Here is a 19,082-nt window from a genome sequence, read left to right on the forward strand (position 1 = left end):
ATGACAGAAATCACAAATTATCGTTTAATACTAGATGAAATAGACAACACATTATCACATGTGAAAGACAGTGAAGCCGAAACGTTTTTAAAGCAAATTATTAAAGCAGAGCAAGTTTTTGTATCTGGAAAAGGACGTTCGGGTTTTGTAGCAAATAGTTTTGCGATGAGATTGAATCAGCTTGGGAAGGGGGCACATGTAGTTGGTGAGTCCACTACACCTTCCATTACCGAAAAAGATTTGCTTGTTATCCTTTCTGGCTCAGGTTCGACAGAGCATTTAAGATTATTAGCAGATAAAGCTAAAGCTGTAGGTGCAGAAGTTGTATTATTGTCAACAAATCCAACGTCAAAGATTGGTGAACTTGCAAATGCAGTGATTGAATTACCGGCGGGAACGAAATATGATGCTGAAGGTTCAGCACAACCTCTAGGTAGCTTATTTGAACAAGCATCACAAGTGTTTTTAGATAGTATTGTTTTAGATTTAATGACTGAGATAAACGTTGATGAAGAAACAATGCAGCAAAATCATGCTAATCTGGAATAAAACCTACAAAAGATGATTCACTTTAATACTCCACATTTATTTGTGGGGTATTTTTAATTTAAAGAAACGCCTTGAGATATTTCCTAGTAGTTATAAAATTAATTAGTATTGAATATCACTACTACATTTTTGAAAAGTGATGTAGATTTATAGCCAGAATTTTTAGATTTACATTGACGATACTGCATCAAAAGAAAAAGTCAATCTACTTTTTCTAGGTTGACTTTTATTTTTATATCTAAAGGCACACTTACACACCTAAAAAACGTCGTGCTAAAAACAAATTTACATGTGGTAATCCAATATCCTTATTATACATTTTAACAGTTGGTTTAAAGCAAACTTTAAAAATATATAATTTTTAACCTATTCAATTACATTTGTTTCTTAAAACGCATATATGAGCCAGAATAGAAAAGAGTTGCAGGAAAGATCAAAGATTGCTTAAGAATCAGCAAGTTTTGGCGTTAGAGAGTAATAAAAAAGATTCAAAAATTAATTAGAGGAAGAGAGGCTGCTTAATTATTCCTTTGATACACCTACTAATGATAGATAAAACGTGGATGTGTAAGAAGTATCATATACTACAGACACTGTAAATATTAATCAACATTAGGAAGAAAAAAAGGGTGAATAAACACAACTTAAAAAGGCTTTTGGAGTCGTTTGTTAGTAACTAATTGTAATTAAAAAGGTGCGACAAGCTCATAAACTTGTCGTACCTTTTTATGTAAATCTTACTTCTGATACTCATCAATTTAATTTTAAATTCAAGTTTATTTATCAATAAAATTGGGTATTGTTTATTAAGAGACGTAGAACGCTTGCCACACTTATATCAAATTAATTTAATTGTAGTGAGCAATTTAGCTTATTATGAAAAAGATGAGCTGAGGCAAGCATGTGCCTGCTCATTTTTAAAATTGGAGGCTAAATTCACAAAAAAAATTCTATTAACAGGTGCTTCAGCATATATAGAAAATAAGTCTAATGAACAAAATATTATATGGAAATCTTCAGATTTATTTGATTTAAATGAGATAACAGAAGTAATGAAAAACGTAGATATCGCTATCTATCTTGTTCATTCGATCATACCTTGAGCTAAGTTAACACAAGCAAGTTTTGAAGATATGGATGAAATATTAGCAGATAATTTTGCTAAAGCATCAAGGTTTTAATAAAGTTAAACATATCATATTTATGAGTGGCCTAATTCCAAATACGAATGAATTACCACAATGTTTAAGAAGTCGCTTAGAGTGTAAAGACATTTTAGGAGCATATGGTGTGCCAGTAACTACGTTGAGAGCTGGACTAATTATAAGTGCTAAGGGAAATTCTTATCCAATACTAAAAAATTGGTATCCAATGCTCGTTTTTATATAGTTAATATGAAATTTATATTCATAGATTGTTGAATATAAATTGTTTTATGCTACGTTTAATTTCCTACTACTATTTCCTAAAAAAGAAAAGGAGCTAAATATGATTAATATTATATCAGCGATAGGATCACTTGGAACATTTATTATGGCGTTATTTTATTTTGTATCAGTATCAGTTCAACTTTACCAAATGAAAATAAGTTTTATTCCTGCATTAGGATTTAATCAGATTTTATTAATTAGAGATAAAGACCAAAAATTAAATTTAAAAAACACCACTTCCAATGTGGAAGAAAATGAAGATTATTTGAAATTATATAATTTAGGAGGCGGTGCAGCAAAAAAAATCACCATTGAAGTTTTATTAGGTGAAGATAAAGTTATTCAAAAAAAGTATGTTAATATGTTACCTAGTAAAGAAGGTTATATGTTACCTATAAATAAGACAGTATTTGATGAATTAGACGATACTATAAAAAATAACGGTTACGAATCCAATATGAATATTAAGTTATCCTATTATCATAATGTGAGTAGAAAAAAACAAGAAATATTTTTAAAAGGGCATATAGATGCATTCAATAACTACAAAGATAAGGAAATTTATGAATTACAGTTTATTTAAAGTAATAAAATGAATGAAAAATAAGATAGTTAATAGTAAGGTCTTTCTTTAACAAAATGCTTTTTAATCATAAAATATGCTAATGATTCTTATAATAATCGTATTTTTTATATCATCTCATTAGTTGATACTTTGCTTGTTCAGTTAACACTAACAAAGAAAAAATAGAGTTCAGCTTGTTTTAAATACTGATTATGAGTTAATTATTTTATAAGAATACTAATCTACATTTTCATGATTAATTCATAAAATAACTAGCCTAGAATTACAAAGAGTGTAAATTTATGTCTATAATTAAAATTCTAGTTAGAAAAATCGTTCCTTATTAAGACAAAATTTGATTATGAAACGATTAGGAGAGCTCTTTTTAAAAGGACTCTTTATATATATATCTTCTAATAAAAAATGTTATGTGATATATTAATGGATGAAGTTTCTAATTTGAGGAGGAGGTAGAAAAATGGTTAATGTAGCGCTATTGGTTCGACTTGAAGCAAAACCTGGAAAAGAAACGGAAGTTGAAAGCTTCCTACGTGGGGCCCTACCTGTGGTTCAGGAGGAGTCAGAAACGATCGCATGGTTTGCGATCCGACTTGGACCTACGACATTCGGCATCTTTGACGCATTCCCGGACGACACAGGTCGTCAAGCACACCTTTCTGGTCAAGTGGCTGCGGCATTGACGGAGAAATCTCCTGAACTTTTCGTAGAGCCACCAGTGATTGAAAATATTGACGTCCTTGCTTCCAAGCTTCCTAAATAAAGTCATATTATCGCTGCCATCGTATCTGTCCAGAGACAGTGGATGGCAGTTTTTTGATTATTAGTTTTGGCGTGAGCTATATAAAGTGGAAGGTTCTGTTGCAAAGTTAGAAAAATATAGCTAATCACCATTTTATTGTGTCAGTCTTCGCTTAACCGGCTAACATGTAACTAATTTCGTGGCATGGTGAAAATCCGTAGATCTGAAGAGACCTACGGTTCTTTTTATATAATCCGTAAATACATTCAATGCCTTTGAGTGTATTTTTTGCTGTATTGAGACATTGATATCTTGTCTTTCTCAGCTTAATATGACGATGATCTTGTTCAATGAGGTTATTGAGATATTTAGATGTGCAATGACAATTAGGGATCAGCTTAAACACTTTCATTATTTTAGCTATGGCTACCTTCGTTGAAGGTACTTGATCTGTAATTATCATTTGAGGTGTGCCAAATTGTTTAATAAGGCGCTTAATAAACGCATATGCTGAATGACTATCCCGTTTCTTACGTAACCAAATATCTAATGTATGACCCTCTGTATCAATGGCACGATACAAATAACACCATTGCCCTTTGATTTTGATATATGTTTCATCAATACGCCACTTATAATATGCTTTTTCTTCCAAATTTGATACAAAATAGGTGCATATTCTTGAACCCAACGATAAACGGTTGAGTGATGAACATCAACACCACGCTCCCTTAATATTTCAGATATATCACGATAACTTAATGCATATCTTAAGTAGTAGCCAACGGCTACAGTTATAACATCTTTATCGAATTGTTTATATCTGAATAGTACATACAGAAGACTCCTTTTTGTTAAAATTATACTATAAATTCAACTTTGCAACAGAACCCTTATGTAGATGAAGAAAAATTCATTCCAGCTTTGTCTATCCACCTATCGCCTTTATCTACGCACTCCACCTTTAAAATCTACAATTTCTTTATGCTTATTCATTCACTATCCCTCCATACTCTTCTTATCGTTCTTTTAATTCACACACCCCCTTTTCCCTCGTCACTCGGTCATGGCAGTTTGTAATTCTTGTTCAATTAAGTCGATATGTGTACTGATTAAATTCCGTTGTTCATTCAAGAATTTTAGGTGTGCGCGTAACACGCTTGGGACATCTATTTGGTTTTGATAAAGCATATCTGTGTTTTTTCGGATTTCTTTTAATGGCATATTCAAATTGCTTAGGCACTGGATAAATTTAATCATTTCGATATCGTCGTCTGTGTATAAACGCTTGTTATTGCTATCTCTGTCGATGTGTTTCAAGATATTCTTTTTCTCGTAATAACGCAGTTTGCTTTTAGGTATATTGCAATAATCTGAGACATATTCAATGTAATATTGTTCCATGTAAGCAAATCCTTTCCCTTAAACCAAGGTTTAACTGATATTGTACTCTATATAAACATGAATGAGGAGGAAAGACAATGAAAAAAGCTTTAATTGTTGTAACAAACATTGCGAAATACGATAATTTAGACAGACCTACGGGTGCGTGGTTCTCAGAGGTTACGCACTTTGCGAAAGATTTCTATGACGCAGGTTATGATGTTGATTTCGTAAGTCCGAACGGTGGATATGTGCCTCTTGATCCTATCAGTCTTAGCCCTGAAATGATGGGAGCTGAGGACTGGGAATACTACACGGATCATGATTATATGAATAAATTTGGACAAACATTATCTCCAAAAGAGGTTAATCCTAGCGACTATCAAGCCATTTACTTTGCAGGTGGACATGGTGCGATTTGGGATTTTAGAAATAACAAAGAACTTAACGACATTGCGTTAAGTATTTACAATAACCAAGGCGTTCTCTCTTCTGTATGTCATGGTGCGGCTGGTCTACTCGACATTAAAGAAAATGGCGATTACCTCGTTCGTCATAAAGACGTGACTGGTTTTACAAATAGTGAAGAACAAGCAAATGGTACAACTGAATACATGCCATATTTATTAGAAGACGAATTTATTAGTAACGGTGCACATTTTAAAAAAGAGGATGACTGGAGCAATTTCGCAGTCGTAGATGGTCGCATTGTGACTGGTCAAAATCCTCAATCAGGACATGCTGTTGCTGAACACGCTTTAAAAATCTTAGCTAATCAATAATTTCATAAAGGAGCGATACACATGAAATCATTAATTATCGGTGCTAATGGTGGCGTCGGTCAACATCTTATACGTAAAATGAAAGCACGAGATGTTGATTTTACTGCCGGTGTTAGAAAAGAAGAACTAGTTGAATCTTTAAAAGCAGATGGTATCGATGCAACTTACATTGATGTCGCAAAACAGTCTATTGATGAATTAATAGAATTATTTAAATCGTATGATCAAATCCTTTTTTCCGTTGGTTCTGGTGGGAGCACAGGTGACGATCAAACAATCATTGTAGATTTAGACGGTGCAGTGAAAGCAATTAAAGCAAGTGAACACGTCGGTCATCAACACTTTATTATGGTATCAACGTACGACTCACGTCGAGAAGCGTTTGATGCGTCAGGCGACTTGAAACCATACACTATTGCTAAACATTATGCGGATGACTACTTAAGACATGCAAATTTAAAATATACCATCGTGCATCCGGGCGCTTTAACAAACGAACATGAAACGCAACAATTCAATATGAGTGCACAATTTGAAAATGTACAAAATCCGTATATTACAAGAGAAGATGTAGCAGAAGTGCTTGTTTCTGTATTAACTGATGAAGTATTACAAGGTCACGAATTCCAAATCATCAATGGTGATTTGTCATTATCAGACGCAACGACTAAATATCTGAAGGAATAATCAACAAGTTGTACTTGCAAAACGATCACAAGCGATCCCTCAAGACTGATGTATTTAGATTTGAAACAATAGAAGTATGAGAACCTCAAGTAGGTGAAGTTCAAGTAGAATCCATTTATTTATCTATAGATCCTTACATGAGAGGCAGAGTGAATGATACAAAAAGCTATTTTCAATCTTTCTAAGTGGATGAGCCATTACAATTTGTCGTTTTCGCATTCGCGAAACTATTATAAGACTTATCATAGCAACGTCTGGAACATACATTTTGTTCCAGGCGATTTTTTTATATTTACACTTAAAATCAATGTATATCAAACACTTACTTTGTAATTTGACTATAGTGATAAGTCTCTAAACTAAGAAAATGAAAAGTTAAATTGCGTGTATGAATGTAAAAAGAAGTAAAAAATTTATATTTTTATATAATTATTTTGTGGCATTGTAACATTAATGTAATAATGTGGACTGTAAGACAAATATGAGGAGGGTTTTTATGAAAAAAGTTTCTAAATTAATTTATACTGCATTTAATTCAAAAGTTATTTTACAGTTTAAGGTTGACGATAAAACAAAATAAAAAACCGCATCATTAACCGATACGCAGAAGCATATCATAAATGATGCGGTTTTTTAATGTTAATTATAAAGCGCAAAACTAAAATAAATTTATATCTTAAATGAATTGAATATTTATTGTTTGGTAATATTAAAGAGTGATAAGTAAAGTATTTAATATTTTGATTTATATAGTGTTTACAAATTTTACGATAAATAGAGAGATGTGAAAATATGAAACATTCAAGAAGATTAATAGTATTTGCAAGTTTCTTAATTTTAACGATTTTTATTGGGGGATGTGGAAGTATGACAAAAGAAGATAATAAAGAAGAAAAAATTAAAAAGAGTTTTGAAAAAACATTAGGTATGTATCCTATCAAAAACCTTGATGACCTATACGATAAAGAAGGTTATCGAGATGAAGAATTTGATAAAGATGATAAAGGGACATGGACATTATATTCTGAAATGGCTATACAACGTAAAGGCGATGATCTTGAAACGAGAGGTATGGTTTTGAAAGTAAATCGAAATACAAGGACATCAAAAGGAAATTATATAATTAATAAAATATCTACGGATAGTAAAGGGGTTAGTCAAAATACTCAAAAAAATACCCTATAAAAATGGAAAATAATAAAATCATTCCAACTGAAAGAATTGAAAATTTTAATGTGAAGAAGGAAATAGAAGAATTCAAGTTTTTTTCTCAATATGCAAATTTCAACTCTTTAAAAGATTATAAAAATGGAAATATAGCAACCAATCCAAAAGTTCCTAGCTATTCAGCAGAGTATGATTTAGAAAATAGTGATTATAATGTAAAACAATTAAGAAAGAGATACGATATTCCTACCCAACAACCACCTAAATTATTGTTAAAAGGTACAGGTGACTTAAAAGGTTCTTCTATTGGGTCTAAAGATATTGAATTTAATTTTATCGAAAAACCTAAAAAGAACATATATTTTTCTGACAGTTTAGACTATAAACCAAGTGAGGGTCATTAAATATGAGCTCAATAGTAATGAAGCTCAAATTTTATCAAATGAAATTGACAAAGCTGATACGGATGGAGATGGTGTAATTACAACTAAAGAAATGACCCCTACCTTACAACAATTTGCAGAAGAAGGAAAATTCCAACCAGCTGGTGGAGGCGCAACTGCATCAGAAGATAGTGCCGGACAGGAACAACCTAAATATACTGCAGAAGACGCAAAAAATATGACAGATGATGAATTTCTTGCGGCATATAAAGAAGGTATGACTGAAGATCAAGCTGCAGCAGTGGATGAAGCTACAGAGGGGTCAGAAGATTATGTAGACTTCTTAAGAGGTCAAGTAGAAGCTCGTGCAAATGGTCAAGGTGGGAATTATTAAATTTAAGGACGGATAGGTTATGAAAAGATTATTAAGCGCAATAACAATAGTTTCTATTTTAGGTATATTAGCAGCTGTTGGGTTTTTTGGATATACTAAATATCAAGCAGAAGAGTTAGAAAAAGATAAATTACAAGCTCAGCAAAAAGAAAATGATGACAGTGATTCGCAAAGTATTAACGAATCAGCTAACAATGAGAGTCAAAATAATAGTCAACAGCAATCTACAACAGAAGAATATACAAGCGATGAACAACAAGTGACTAGAAATAAAGTGTTTGATTACGCTATTGCTGCTGTAAATGAAGTTGGGATGCTGATTTATAAAAATTCCAAGAACCAGTTTATAATAATGGAGAATGGAAAATTGATGCAAATAACAAATCAGGTGCTGGAGCAAATACCATCATAGTTAAAGATGATGGGACAGTTCAAATTTGGAATGGACCTAAAACATCTATAGATCATGAAACTAAAATTGAATTGTAGTAAGAAAATGATGAAACATCAACTATACTAGCTAATAATACATGTGGACTATATAAGTATATAATCAGAATAAAAGAAGTAATACTATAAACAGAGCATTTCCTACTCCATAAAGGTAGGAAATGCTCTTGAAATTATATTTTTTACTTATTCGTTATTTTTAAAAGTTCAATATTTTGAATAAACGAAATTAAAACTCACTAAAAACTTTTATTTTAAGTTCATGAACTATATTTTCAAACAGTTCTATAATTATACTACTAATTGTCTCTAATCCAATCAAAATCGAGAAGAAAAGTATATATAGCGATAATAATCAATAGTATTATTCGAAAGTAAATCTAGTTTTATTATCAAAATTTCTACCCTCTAAACCAGCTAATTCTTCTTCTGATGCAGATGGTGCCTTCATTTCAAAAATTTGATCGACAACTGTATAGTCATAATAACCTAAACGTGCAATAGGTCTAATAGATTGTATATCAAGTTTCCCGTTATCTAATATCACTTCGTCATCAATGTGAACTTGTGCTACACGGCCGACAACCATATCTACAGTAGATACCGGATCGCCAGTAGGGATACGCACTGTTTGGACATATTCACATTCAAAATGTACAGGAGATGCTTTGACTCTGTGACCAGGCGCTTCAATGCATTTCTCTTTTTCTACACCTGCAAATTCAAATTCATCTTCTTCTGGTGGCAATGCCTTAGCAGATAAGTTTACTGCTTCTCTTAAATCATAAGTTGCCATGTTCCAGACAAACCATCCTGTTTCTTCTGCATTTTTAACTGTATCTTTACGCTCGTGTTCTCCTAAAACAGATTGATTAGCTGCAAACATTACCATAGGCGGATCCCATGTTAAATTTTGGTATTGGCTATAAGGTGCTAAATTATCTTTACCATCCTTTGATATTGTTGAAATCCATCCAATTGGTCTAGGAACAGTACTGCTTTTAAAAGGATCGTGTGGTAAACCATGGCTACGTGTGCCTTGTTTTGGTGAATAATTCATAACATGATCACTCCTCAAAAATTTTGAAACTACTGCAAGAATAATTGTAATTAATGTAAACGTCTAATACTAAATTTGAATTGATTTATTAGTTCAAACTATAGAACAATGATAAGTGCATCAATAAGTTGTTTGTTCATCGCTTGGCAAGAATAATGAAGCAAGGAATGCTAAGCATGCAATAGAGGATATGATTACAAACATACTTGTAAAATTATTTAGAGAAGTAAGGTAAATCGATAGGATCGGAGCAACTGCTGTACCTAAAAATAGAATAAATGTGTTAACAGACAAGAAGAAACCTCTATTTCCATACACTAACATATTTACTTTTGCGATAACTAAAGGGACTGCAAACGCAATTCCAGCAACAAAACATATACTTAAAAATGTTATTAGCAGAATATTATGTGCAAAAGGCATTAATATTAATGTCACACCACAAACGCCTAAAGCAATATTTAAAACAAATTTGACACCATACCTACTACTAATACGTCCCGACATTAATGAACTTAGCATACCAAAAACACCGAATAATTTTACTAGAAATGCTGTGTGATTATCTCCGTGTATAGAATACGATAGTATGAATTCATTTATTACTGCATACATAGAAATGAATGTTGTAAGTAATGTTAGAGAAATAAAGTAGCAGATTAATACTTTTCGATTTTTAGCAAAGTCTTTGAAATTGCTAAAGTATTTAAGGATTTGAACATCTGAATTTTTTACAGGGCTTTCTGGGACATTTCTAAAGATGATAATAGCTAAGCAGATGTATAGCGAAGAAAGTATAAAGAAAATAATGTGCCAATCGAATTGGCTAATTAATATTTCTGAAAAATTTTGACCTAAAATACCAGATAGCATAAAACTTGTACTAATAAAACTTACTGTTGTTAACCTCTTTTTAAGTGGATAAGTTTCGGTAGTGTAAGTAATAGCTATGGGAGAAAATGCAGCTGCAAATATTCCTTGGAGGCCTCGTAAAATCAATAATGTATTAAAAGAAGTTACAAATCCAATCGAAAAGCAAACTATAATTAGACCAATTAGTGAAAGTAAAATGACGCGTATTCTTCCAAATTTTTCTGAAATAGTACCATAAAATAAACAGCTAATGGAATAAGTGACTGAAAAAACCACACCATTCATTGCTGCAACTGACTGAGATATACCAAAATCATTAGCTAAATGCTCTGTTATAGGTATTGCGGTATATAGATTAAACATAATTAAGATACCAGAAATAAACAAAACAAATGTTATTATATTATAATTTTTTGACGCTTCCATACGTATTACTCCTTGAAAATGAATTGTTTCCATTATTACATTTATTTAGGTTTTGAAACCCCTTTTTTGGAAAATTGTTCATTTCAGTTTTGAATTTTTTGTGAAGTGGAAATAGGTAAGTGAGTGTAGAAGTTGATGACAATCGAATGGGAGCTTTTTCAGGAGGTAAATTAATGAAAATAAACTTAAATTGGGAAAATACTTTTCAAGAATATCAAGATATATTGAATTCTGGTTTAAATCCAGAATGGTTATATAGCGCTAAAGCAAATATGATACTAATTCCAGCTTATACAGGAAAGGGGAAAGAGTTTTTTTACACTAGTGACATAATTAAAGCAAGTAAGATTATCCCTTTTTTTAGACAATTGTGATAATTTCGTAGAGTTATTTCATAATTCGTGCTAATAAAGATTGAAAAGTTTTAAAAAGGGTACAACATTAAGTAAGAGACTTGGAGCTCTTGTCAATTAAGATAATGAGCAAGTGAGCTCGTTACGTAAAAGATGAGCTGAGGTAAAGTTTACCTGCTCATCTTTTTCTATTTGGAGGCTAAATATATGAAAAAAATATTATTAACAGGCGCTTCGGGATATATCGGTAGTCACTTAATGAATAAATTAAAAGATAACTATGAAATTATAGCTATTTCTAGAAATATAGAAAATAAATCAAATGAACACAATGTTACTTGGAAGGCAGCTGACTTGTTTGATTTAAATGAAATCACTGAGGTAATGGAGGACATTGATATCGCTATATATCTTGTCCATTCTATGATGCCTTCAGCTAAGTTGACGCAGGCGAGCTTTGAAGATATGGATGCATTATTAGCTGATAATTTTGCTAAAGCCGCAAGTTATAACAAAGTTCAGCATATTGTATTTATGAGTGGTTTGATACCTAATACAAGTGAATTATCACCACATTTAAGAAGCCGTTTAGAGTGCGAACAGATTTTAGGATCATATGGTGTACCAGTAAGTACTTTAAGAGCTGGTTTGATTATAGGATCTAAAGGAAGTTCTTACCCTATATTAAAAAAATTAGTAGATAGATTACCTGGCCTGTTACTGCCAAAATGGGCTTATAATACAACATTGCCAGTCGCAATAGACGACGTGATTGACGGTTTATATAAAATTGTAGAGAGACAGCCGAATAAGAATGAATCGATAGATATTGGTGGACCTAGTCATATGACTTATAAAGACCTTTTCAAGCAAACTGCAGAGGTACTAGATAAACGATTACCTACGATAGATTTGCCTATTATTCCAATTTGGCTAAGTAAATATTGGGTGAAACTTATTTCTGGGGTACCAAAAGAAATGGTTTATCCGTTAATGGATAGCTTAATTCATGATATGATTAGAAACGATGAAAATGTTGTGAAAGATATTTCTATAGGTAAAATTGATTATAAAGAAAGTGTGCGTAATGCCTTGGAAGAAGAAACTAAGACACAAAAGAAAGGGAAGTCATCACGTAAGGGCGATATTAAAGATGTTAGAGCAATATCAAGGGTAGTCTTACCTAAAGATGTAAATATGATTCAATTGGCAGAATCATATGCAAATTTTTTAAATAGAATTACATTAAATGTCGTTAATAGTGATTTTAACGAAGATAACTTTACGATTAGTGTGCCGTGTTTAAATAAGGACTTACTATTATTAAGTAAAGATTTTAAAGCTTCTAATAATGAGAGAATTTTATATCGAATTGTTGGTGGAGATTTCGCTTTAGATTCAGATGGTGGTAATGCGAGATTAGAGTTTAGAAGGTTACCTAATAGTGACGCATGTATCATAGCGTTACAAGAATATGAACCGACGTTACCTTGGTGGGTATATAAGTATACCCAAGCAAAAGTTCATAAAAGTGTAATGAATCTTTTTAAATTCAAGATTAATAGCCAAAAAACTAATAAAGGAGAATACTTTAATATGAAGAAGTTTATTTTGCCAATTGTTATTACAGGTGCAATTGTTTTGAAAGTATATGGATTGAAAAAGTATTTAGCTAGAAAAAATAACATGTCCAATGCCGAATTGTAACGGCTAAAATAAAGGCTAGTTAGTTACAAAAAAAGAGGGGATCAACTATGAAATCAAACGAGATAATTAAAACAATTATAAAAGTTATAACACCAATTACAGGCGGTAAATTTATAGGGAAATTTGCAGTGAAAAACGCGAGAAAAGATTATAAAAATAATGTTAAACCACCTTTTTCACCACCCGGCTATGTCTTTCCAATTGTGTGGCCAATACTTTATACAACGATGGGCGTAGCTTATGCATTAGTGACTAATAAATCTACTAGTAAGGATTTAAAAGGTGCTTATTACACGCAATTAAGCCTAAATTATCTATGGTCGATATTTTACTTCAAATATAAATTACGCTTTAGTGCGTTGATAGAGAGTGTTGTATTACTGGGCGCAGTAGTTACAACAACTGTAAAATTTTTCAATGTAAAAAAAGTTGCTGGCATTTTACTAGTTCCATATATGCTTTGGAGCGCTTTTGCTACTTATTTAACAGCTGGTAATTGGTATTTAAATAAAGATAACCCAAGCTATACAGCGAAATCTGAGCATTAAATTGATGAAAAAGATTATATATATTGCGCTATATTGGTTTATAGTTCAAATGATTATTGCTCAACTTGGTACTCGTATTAGTTATAAGTTCTTAGAAAAAGATAATAAGTATTTTCGAAGTTGGAATATTGAACAAGAGGGTCAATTATGGCAACAATTAGTTAAAGTGCAATATTGGAAAGATCATTTGCCAGACGGTCAATATCTTAACCCTAATATCAGTAGTAAAGCGACTTTCGATTTATCTAAAAATATGAATGATATACAGCGATTTATATTAGAAACTAGACGTGCAGAGGTGGTTCATCTGCTATCCATATTTCCTGTTATTGCGTTTTTTAAAGCGTCAAAAAGCGTTAAAATAATTAATTTTATATATGTCATTATAGCTAATGTGCCTTGTATGATTGTTCAGCGCTATAATCGCCCTAAGTTAATACGTATTTATAATAAATTACAAAAAAGAAAAGGTGATTAAATGGGAAATAAGAAAGTGGTTGTCATAGGAGGTGGCTTGGGAGGGATTGCCAGTGCAATTTGTATGGCTCAAGCAGGCTATCAAGTGGATTTATATGAACAAAATAATCATATCGGTGGAAAGGTAAATAGGTTAGACATAGATGACTATGGATTTGATCTCGGTCCATCAATTTTAACCATGCCTAAAGTATTTCAACGCCTATTTCAACGATGTGATGAAAGGCTAGAAGATTATGTTAGCATTCGTAAGTTAAGTTTACAGATTAGAAACGTTTATCCAGATGGCCAAATTTTAGATTTATATGAATCCATGGAAGATATGTTAACTAATAACAAGACGTTAACAAATAAAGATATAGAGCAACTTTCTTCGTTTTTTAGTTACGCACAAAAGATACATCAAGTTGCTGAAAAAAGCTACTTTGGTAAGGGATTAGATACGATGTTTGCAATTATTCGTTATCATGGTCCGTTTTCAGCTTTAAAGCAATTCGATTATTTTCATACAATGCAACAAGCCATTAATAAAAGGGTGGATAACCCATATTTAAGAGAAATGCTAGGTTATTTCATAAAATATGTAGGCTCCTCATCTTATGATGCTCCGGCTGTATTGAGTTTATTACCTCAAATGCAACATGAGGAAGGTTTGTGGTACGTAGATGGTGGCATTCATAAGTTAGCGGAAGCGATGGAACAATTAGCGAGAAAATTAGGTGTGGGCATACATTTTAACACCCCTGTAAAACGTATCAATTATAATAGTCAAAATAAGGTGACAGGGATAACAATAGAAAGTAATAAGGAAATATATGCAGATTACATTATATCTAATATGGAAGTAATCCCTGTTTATAAGTATTTATTGAATTTTGATGCAAACCAAATAAACAAATTGGAACGTAAATTTGAGCCAGCTAGTTCAGGTTATGTCATGCATCTTGGTGTGGACAAAAGTTATCCAGAGCTTCAACATCATAACTTTTTCTTTTCAAGTAATTCTAAAGTTAATTATGATCAAGTTTTTCACCAGTATGTTTTGCCTGAAGATCCGACTATTTATGTAGTGAATACAAATAAAACAGATAAGACACAGGCGCCAGAGGGACACGAGAATATAAAAATATTGCCACACATACCGTACATTCAGAGTAAGTCATTTAGTGAAGCAGAATATCTGCAATTCCAAGAACGTATATTGGATAAATTAGAGTCCATGGGCTTGAAAGATTTGAGAAAGCACATTGTATATGAAGACGTATGGACACCACATGATATAGAAAATACATACAATTCTAATAAAGGAGCTATATATGGCGTAGTATCCAATAAGAAGAAAAATAAAGGTTTTAAATTTCCTAAAAAAAGTCAGTACTTCAAAAATTTGTACTTTGTAGGTGGTTCTGTAAATCCTGGCGCTGGTATGCCTATGGTTACTTTGAGTGGTATGCAAGTAGCAGAATCTATTATTAATGGAGAAAGTAGTTGAGGCTGAATGATACTTTATATAATAGCAATAGTATTGACGATACTATCACTAATAAGTGGAATGTGTATGTATGCGCTTCGAGCGATTATAAATAACTCCGGAAAAGGAAGAGGTCAGACAGCCGTCAGTGTTATTGTACCTGCTAGAAATGAAGCGGAGAACTTACCTAAATTACTTAACAGTATAAGTAAAGAGCAAGAAATAGAAGTAATTGTTATGGATGATGGTTCAACTGATGAGACACAAGTTGTCGCTAGATATTATGGTGCGAGCGTATATACTGTTGAAAATGATACTACATGGCAAGGTAAGTCACATGCTTGTTGGCAAGGTAGCAAATATGCAACGCATGATTTATTAATGTTTGTTGATGCTGATGTTCAGTTTGCTTGTGATGATAGTATTCAAAATATAGCCAATCAATATGATTTACAAGGTGGTAAAGGTTTGTTGTCAATACAACCTTATCACAAGATAAAAAAGCTATATGAAAATATATCGGCGATTTTTAATTTAATGACAATCGTAGGTATGAATCAATTTTCAATCACGAAATCAGCAAAGAATGAGCAAGGCGCGTTTGGACCAGTCCTTGTGACAAATAAGCAAGATTATAAATTGACACAAGGACATTTGAAAGCTAAAAATCAAATCATTGAAGGCTTTGCAATAAGTAAAGCATATAATCAGCAAGGTTTGCCAGTTAGTTTGTATGAAGGCCAAGGCGTAGTGAATTTTAGAATGTATTCTCAAGGATATAAAGCGCTATTAGAGGGTTGGAGTAAACACTTTGCACTTGGCTCTCAAGTAACTAAAAACTCTACGCTTACGTTTGTATTTTTATGGCTATTTGGTTCACTTACAACAGTTTTAGCGATAATTTTTTCAATTAATTTAGGCTCGTTATATATATTATTAGCTATTACTCTATATTTTATATATGCGATACAATTTCATATATTTATTCGAAGAACAGGAAATTTTAATATCGTTGCGAGTTTATGTCATCTACTGCTCTTCATATGCTTTGTCGTGATATTTTTTAAATCATGGTTAGATATCAATGTATTCAAACGTATATATTGGAAAGGCCGTAGAATAGATTTATAGCTTAGTTTTTTATACAAATATCAAGAAGTTCTAGGCTTACTGAGGAGGCCAATAAATGAATCAATTAGAGAGAGATTATAATCATTGTCACAATATAATGAAAGAACATTCAAAAACGTTCTCATATGCCTTTGATTTTTTGGATTTAAAAAGGAAAAAAGCAATTTGGGCTATTTATGCAGTTTGCAGAATCATAGATGACAGTATTGATAAATACAAAGACCTTGAGCAATTAAACGGCATAGCTAGAGATTTAGATGTGATTTATAGCGATTGTGATTATATTCAAGCGTATCAAAGTGATGCAGCTATTATGAATGCTTTAAGTAATACATTGAATACATATTCAATACCTAAAAAACCTTTTGAATCTTTAATTCAATATGTGAAGGAAGATTTAGTTTTAAAAGAAATGAAAACTGATTCAGATTTATATGAGTATTGCTATGGTGTGGCAGGTACTGTCGGTGAATTGTTAACTCCTATATTAACTTCATCAAATGAAAATAATTTCGAGCAAGCTGAAGAAGCTGCGATTGCTTTAGGCAAGGCAATGCAAATAACTAATATTTTAAGAGATGTCGGCGAAGATTTTCAAAATGGAAGAATTTATCTAAGTGTAGAAAAATTAGCTCAATATCGAGTTAATCTACATTCTATATATTATGAAGGAGTTACGCCAAATTATATAGAACTGTGGGAAAGTTACGCTACAGAGGCAGTTAGGTTATATGATATTGCATTAAACGGTATTAATTATTTTGACGAAGAGGTACGTTACATTATCGAATTAGCTGCGATAGCTTATCATGAAATACTTGTGGAAGTAAGGAAGGCAAACTATACGTTGCATAAGAAAGTATATGTAAGCAAATTGAAAAAAATGAAAATTTATCGTGAACTTAGTGCGAAATATAATAGGAGTGAAACATTATGAAGATTGCAGTTATAGGCGGCGGTGTTTCAGGTTTAGCTGCAGCTTCAAGGTTAGCAGCAAACGGTCACCAAGTAGATTTATATGAAAAGAACCAACAAATAGGTGGTAGGATGAATCAGATCAAGCAAGATGGATTTACATTTGATATGGGACCAACCATCGTAATGATGCCTGAGATTTATCGAGACGTTTTTAATTACGCTCAAAAAAATATGAATGATTACTTGGAAATTAAACAATTATCACATATATATGATGTTTATTTTAGTGAAACAGATCAAATTCGCGTTCCTACAGATCTTGCTCAATTAAGAGATATGCTTGAAAGTATTGAACCTAACTCTACACATGGTTTTATGTCCTTTTTAACAGATATATACGAAAGATACGAAATAGCACGAAAATATTTTCTAGAACGTACGTTTAGGAAACCTACAGATTTTTATAATCCTTTTACTATATATCAAGGTATGAAACTCAAAACATTTGATAAAGCAGATAATTTAATTGAAAAATATGTTGATAATGAAAAAATCCAAAAGATTTTAGCGTTTCAAACATTATATATAGGTATCGACCCTAAACGAAGCCCGTCATTGTATTCAATTATACCCATGATAGAGTTAATGTTTGGTGTTCACTTTATAAAAGGTGGTATGTATAGCTTTGTCAGAGCGCTTCAAACGCTAAATGAAGAATTAGGTACTCGAATTTATACCAACGCAAACGTTGAAGAAATTATCATTGATGGTAGGTATAAGTGTGCGGAGGGACTAAAAGTAAACGGACATATAGAAAAGTATGACAAGATAATTTGTACTGCTGATTTCCCATATGCTACTTCATCTTTAATTAAAAATGAACATCATCCTAAGAAGTATACGACACAGAAAATTGATAATATGGACTATTCTTGCTCAGCCTTTTTAATGTACATAGGTGTTGATAAAGATTTATCTGAAGAAATCTTGTTACATAATGTTATATTTTCAAAGGATTTTGATAATAATATCAATGAAATATTTTCCGGGCAAATATCCCAAGATCCATCAATATATGTATACGCTCCTAGTGTGGAAGATCAGTCGTTAGCGCCAGAAGGTCAAACAGGTATTTATGTGCTGATGCCCGTTTCAGAATTGAAAACAGGTGATACGGATTGGTCTGATGAGTCAACAATCACACAAGTAAAAGATATTATTTACAATAAGCTTTTTACGATTAAAGCGTTAAAAGATTTGAAAAAGCAAGTTGTGACAGAAATTATTTATACGCCTAAGGATTTTGAAGGAGATTATAATGCTAAATTTGGAGCAGCCTTTGGTTTAATGCCTACTTTAGCGCAAAGTAACTATTACAGACCGCCTAATGTGAGCAGAGATTACAAAAATTTGTATTTTGCTGGAGCTAGTGTTCATCCAGGGGCGGGAGTGCCAATTGTACTGACGAGTGCTAAAATTACAGTTGATGCTATGTTAGAAGATATTAATAATGGTATATAAAAAACGGGAGTGGGACAGAAATCAAATTTTCTAATATAGATTTCGTA

Annotated in this window: 17 protein-coding genes and 6 pseudogenes; 19 read left to right on the forward strand and 4 right to left on the reverse strand. The window is 32.1% G+C overall.

Annotated elements, in window-relative coordinates; all coding sequences use genetic code 11:
• The 5 genes and pseudogenes from hxlB (at window position 1) to LG295_RS00190 (ending at window position 3,325) form a co-directional block, all read left to right on the forward strand.
• Window positions 1-549, forward strand: coding sequence for a 6-phospho-3-hexuloisomerase (gene hxlB / locus LG295_RS00170; RefSeq protein WP_002510765.1), 549 nt, complete (start codon window positions 1-3; stop codon window positions 547-549).
• Between the two features lie 437 nt (window positions 550-986).
• A pseudogene (locus LG295_RS00175) lies at window positions 987-1,102 on the forward strand (DUF536 domain-containing protein); the annotation flags it as partial.
• A 370-nt stretch (window positions 1,103-1,472) separates the two neighbouring features.
• Window positions 1,473-1,908 (forward strand): annotated as a pseudogene (locus tag LG295_RS00180) (NmrA family protein); the annotation flags it as partial.
• A gap of 129 nt (window positions 1,909-2,037) precedes the next feature.
• On the forward strand, window positions 2,038-2,562 hold the full coding sequence (locus tag LG295_RS00185) for a hypothetical protein (protein ID WP_017723550.1): 525 nt from the start codon (window positions 2,038-2,040) through the stop codon (window positions 2,560-2,562).
• A 460-nt stretch (window positions 2,563-3,022) separates the two neighbouring features.
• The gene (locus LG295_RS00190) at window positions 3,023-3,325 is read left to right on the forward strand and encodes a putative quinol monooxygenase (protein ID WP_103388356.1); all 303 of its coding nucleotides are present in this window, start codon (window positions 3,023-3,025) and stop codon (window positions 3,323-3,325) included.
• A 151-nt stretch (window positions 3,326-3,476) separates the two neighbouring features.
• On the opposite strand, the pseudogene LG295_RS00195 reads toward LG295_RS00190, so the two are convergent.
• Both LG295_RS00195 and LG295_RS00200 read right to left on the reverse strand, forming a co-directional pair.
• Window positions 3,477-4,144 (reverse strand): annotated as a pseudogene (locus LG295_RS00195) (IS6 family transposase).
• Between the two features lie 216 nt (window positions 4,145-4,360).
• On the reverse strand, window positions 4,361-4,708 hold the full coding sequence (locus LG295_RS00200; protein WP_002510637.1) for a MerR family transcriptional regulator: 348 nt from the start codon (window positions 4,706-4,708) through the stop codon (window positions 4,361-4,363).
• 77 nt (window positions 4,709-4,785) lie between these two features.
• Between LG295_RS00200 and LG295_RS00205 the strand changes: the two genes are divergently transcribed.
• The 6 genes and pseudogenes from LG295_RS00205 to LG295_RS00230 all read left to right on the forward strand — a co-directional run bounded on the left by LG295_RS00205 (window position 4,786) and on the right by LG295_RS00230 (window position 8,512).
• Window positions 4,786-5,469, forward strand: coding sequence for a type 1 glutamine amidotransferase domain-containing protein (locus LG295_RS00205; protein WP_002510638.1), 684 nt, complete (start codon window positions 4,786-4,788; stop codon window positions 5,467-5,469).
• A gap of 21 nt (window positions 5,470-5,490) precedes the next feature.
• Complete coding sequence (locus LG295_RS00210; RefSeq protein ID WP_107557451.1) at window positions 5,491-6,156, forward strand: NAD(P)-binding oxidoreductase; 666 nt, start codon at window positions 5,491-5,493, stop codon at window positions 6,154-6,156.
• 34 nt (window positions 6,157-6,190) lie between these two features.
• A pseudogene (locus tag LG295_RS00215) lies at window positions 6,191-6,338 on the forward strand (NADP-dependent oxidoreductase); the annotation flags it as partial.
• 610 nt (window positions 6,339-6,948) lie between these two features.
• Window positions 6,949-7,727, forward strand: a pseudogene (locus LG295_RS00220) (tandem-type lipoprotein).
• Between the two features lies 1 nt (window position 7,728).
• Window positions 7,729-8,100 (forward strand): annotated as a pseudogene (locus tag LG295_RS00225) (hypothetical protein); the annotation flags it as partial.
• A 19-nt stretch (window positions 8,101-8,119) separates the two neighbouring features.
• Entirely contained in the window at window positions 8,120-8,512 is a 393-nt protein-coding gene (locus tag LG295_RS00230; protein WP_241961560.1) for a hypothetical protein, read from the forward strand.
• Window positions 8,513-8,914: 402 nt separating this feature from the next.
• Here the strand turns inward: LG295_RS00230 and LG295_RS00235 are convergent, their stop codons facing one another.
• Both LG295_RS00235 and LG295_RS00240 read right to left on the reverse strand, forming a co-directional pair.
• Window positions 8,915-9,610, reverse strand: coding sequence for a flavin reductase family protein (locus LG295_RS00235; protein WP_107557452.1), 696 nt, complete (start codon window positions 9,608-9,610; stop codon window positions 8,915-8,917).
• 120 nt (window positions 9,611-9,730) lie between these two features.
• On the reverse strand, window positions 9,731-10,909 hold the full coding sequence (locus LG295_RS00240; protein ID WP_107557453.1) for an MFS transporter: 1,179 nt from the start codon (window positions 10,907-10,909) through the stop codon (window positions 9,731-9,733).
• Between the two features lie 173 nt (window positions 10,910-11,082).
• Here LG295_RS00240 and LG295_RS00245 point away from each other — a divergent pair, with 173 nt between their 5' ends.
• The 8 genes from LG295_RS00245 to LG295_RS00280 all read left to right on the forward strand — a co-directional run bounded on the left by LG295_RS00245 (window position 11,083) and on the right by LG295_RS00280 (window position 19,035).
• On the forward strand, window positions 11,083-11,283 hold the full coding sequence (locus tag LG295_RS00245; RefSeq protein ID WP_107557454.1) for a hypothetical protein: 201 nt from the start codon (window positions 11,083-11,085) through the stop codon (window positions 11,281-11,283).
• Window positions 11,284-11,469: 186 nt separating this feature from the next.
• Window positions 11,470-12,969, forward strand: coding sequence for an NAD-dependent epimerase/dehydratase family protein (locus LG295_RS00250; protein ID WP_042737832.1), 1,500 nt, complete (start codon window positions 11,470-11,472; stop codon window positions 12,967-12,969).
• 47 nt (window positions 12,970-13,016) lie between these two features.
• Window positions 13,017-13,517: a TspO/MBR family protein gene (locus LG295_RS00255; RefSeq protein ID WP_107557455.1), complete on the forward strand. Its 501-nt coding sequence runs from the start codon at window positions 13,017-13,019 to the stop codon at window positions 13,515-13,517.
• 4 nt (window positions 13,518-13,521) lie between these two features.
• Window positions 13,522-13,995: a glycosyl-4,4'-diaponeurosporenoate acyltransferase gene (locus tag LG295_RS00260; RefSeq protein WP_107557456.1), complete on the forward strand. Its 474-nt coding sequence runs from the start codon at window positions 13,522-13,524 to the stop codon at window positions 13,993-13,995.
• Window positions 13,996-15,486: an NAD(P)/FAD-dependent oxidoreductase gene (locus tag LG295_RS00265; RefSeq protein WP_107557457.1), complete on the forward strand. Its 1,491-nt coding sequence runs from the start codon at window positions 13,996-13,998 to the stop codon at window positions 15,484-15,486. It begins immediately after the preceding gene.
• A 66-nt stretch (window positions 15,487-15,552) separates the two neighbouring features.
• Complete coding sequence (locus LG295_RS00270) at window positions 15,553-16,596, forward strand: glycosyltransferase family 2 protein (protein ID WP_107557458.1); 1,044 nt, start codon at window positions 15,553-15,555, stop codon at window positions 16,594-16,596.
• Between the two features lie 55 nt (window positions 16,597-16,651).
• A complete protein-coding gene (locus LG295_RS00275) occupies window positions 16,652-17,533 on the forward strand; it encodes a phytoene/squalene synthase family protein (RefSeq protein WP_002510647.1) in 882 nt (293 codons plus the stop codon).
• On the forward strand, window positions 17,530-19,035 hold the full coding sequence (locus LG295_RS00280) for an NAD(P)/FAD-dependent oxidoreductase (RefSeq protein WP_107557459.1): 1,506 nt from the start codon (window positions 17,530-17,532) through the stop codon (window positions 19,033-19,035). Before LG295_RS00275 ends, LG295_RS00280 begins: the two co-directional genes overlap by 4 nt.
• Window positions 19,036-19,082: the final 47 nt, after the last annotated feature.

This window comes from Staphylococcus pseudoxylosus (assembly GCF_044794325.1).
GTDB classification, from domain to species: Bacteria; Bacillota; Bacilli; order Staphylococcales; family Staphylococcaceae; genus Staphylococcus; species Staphylococcus pseudoxylosus.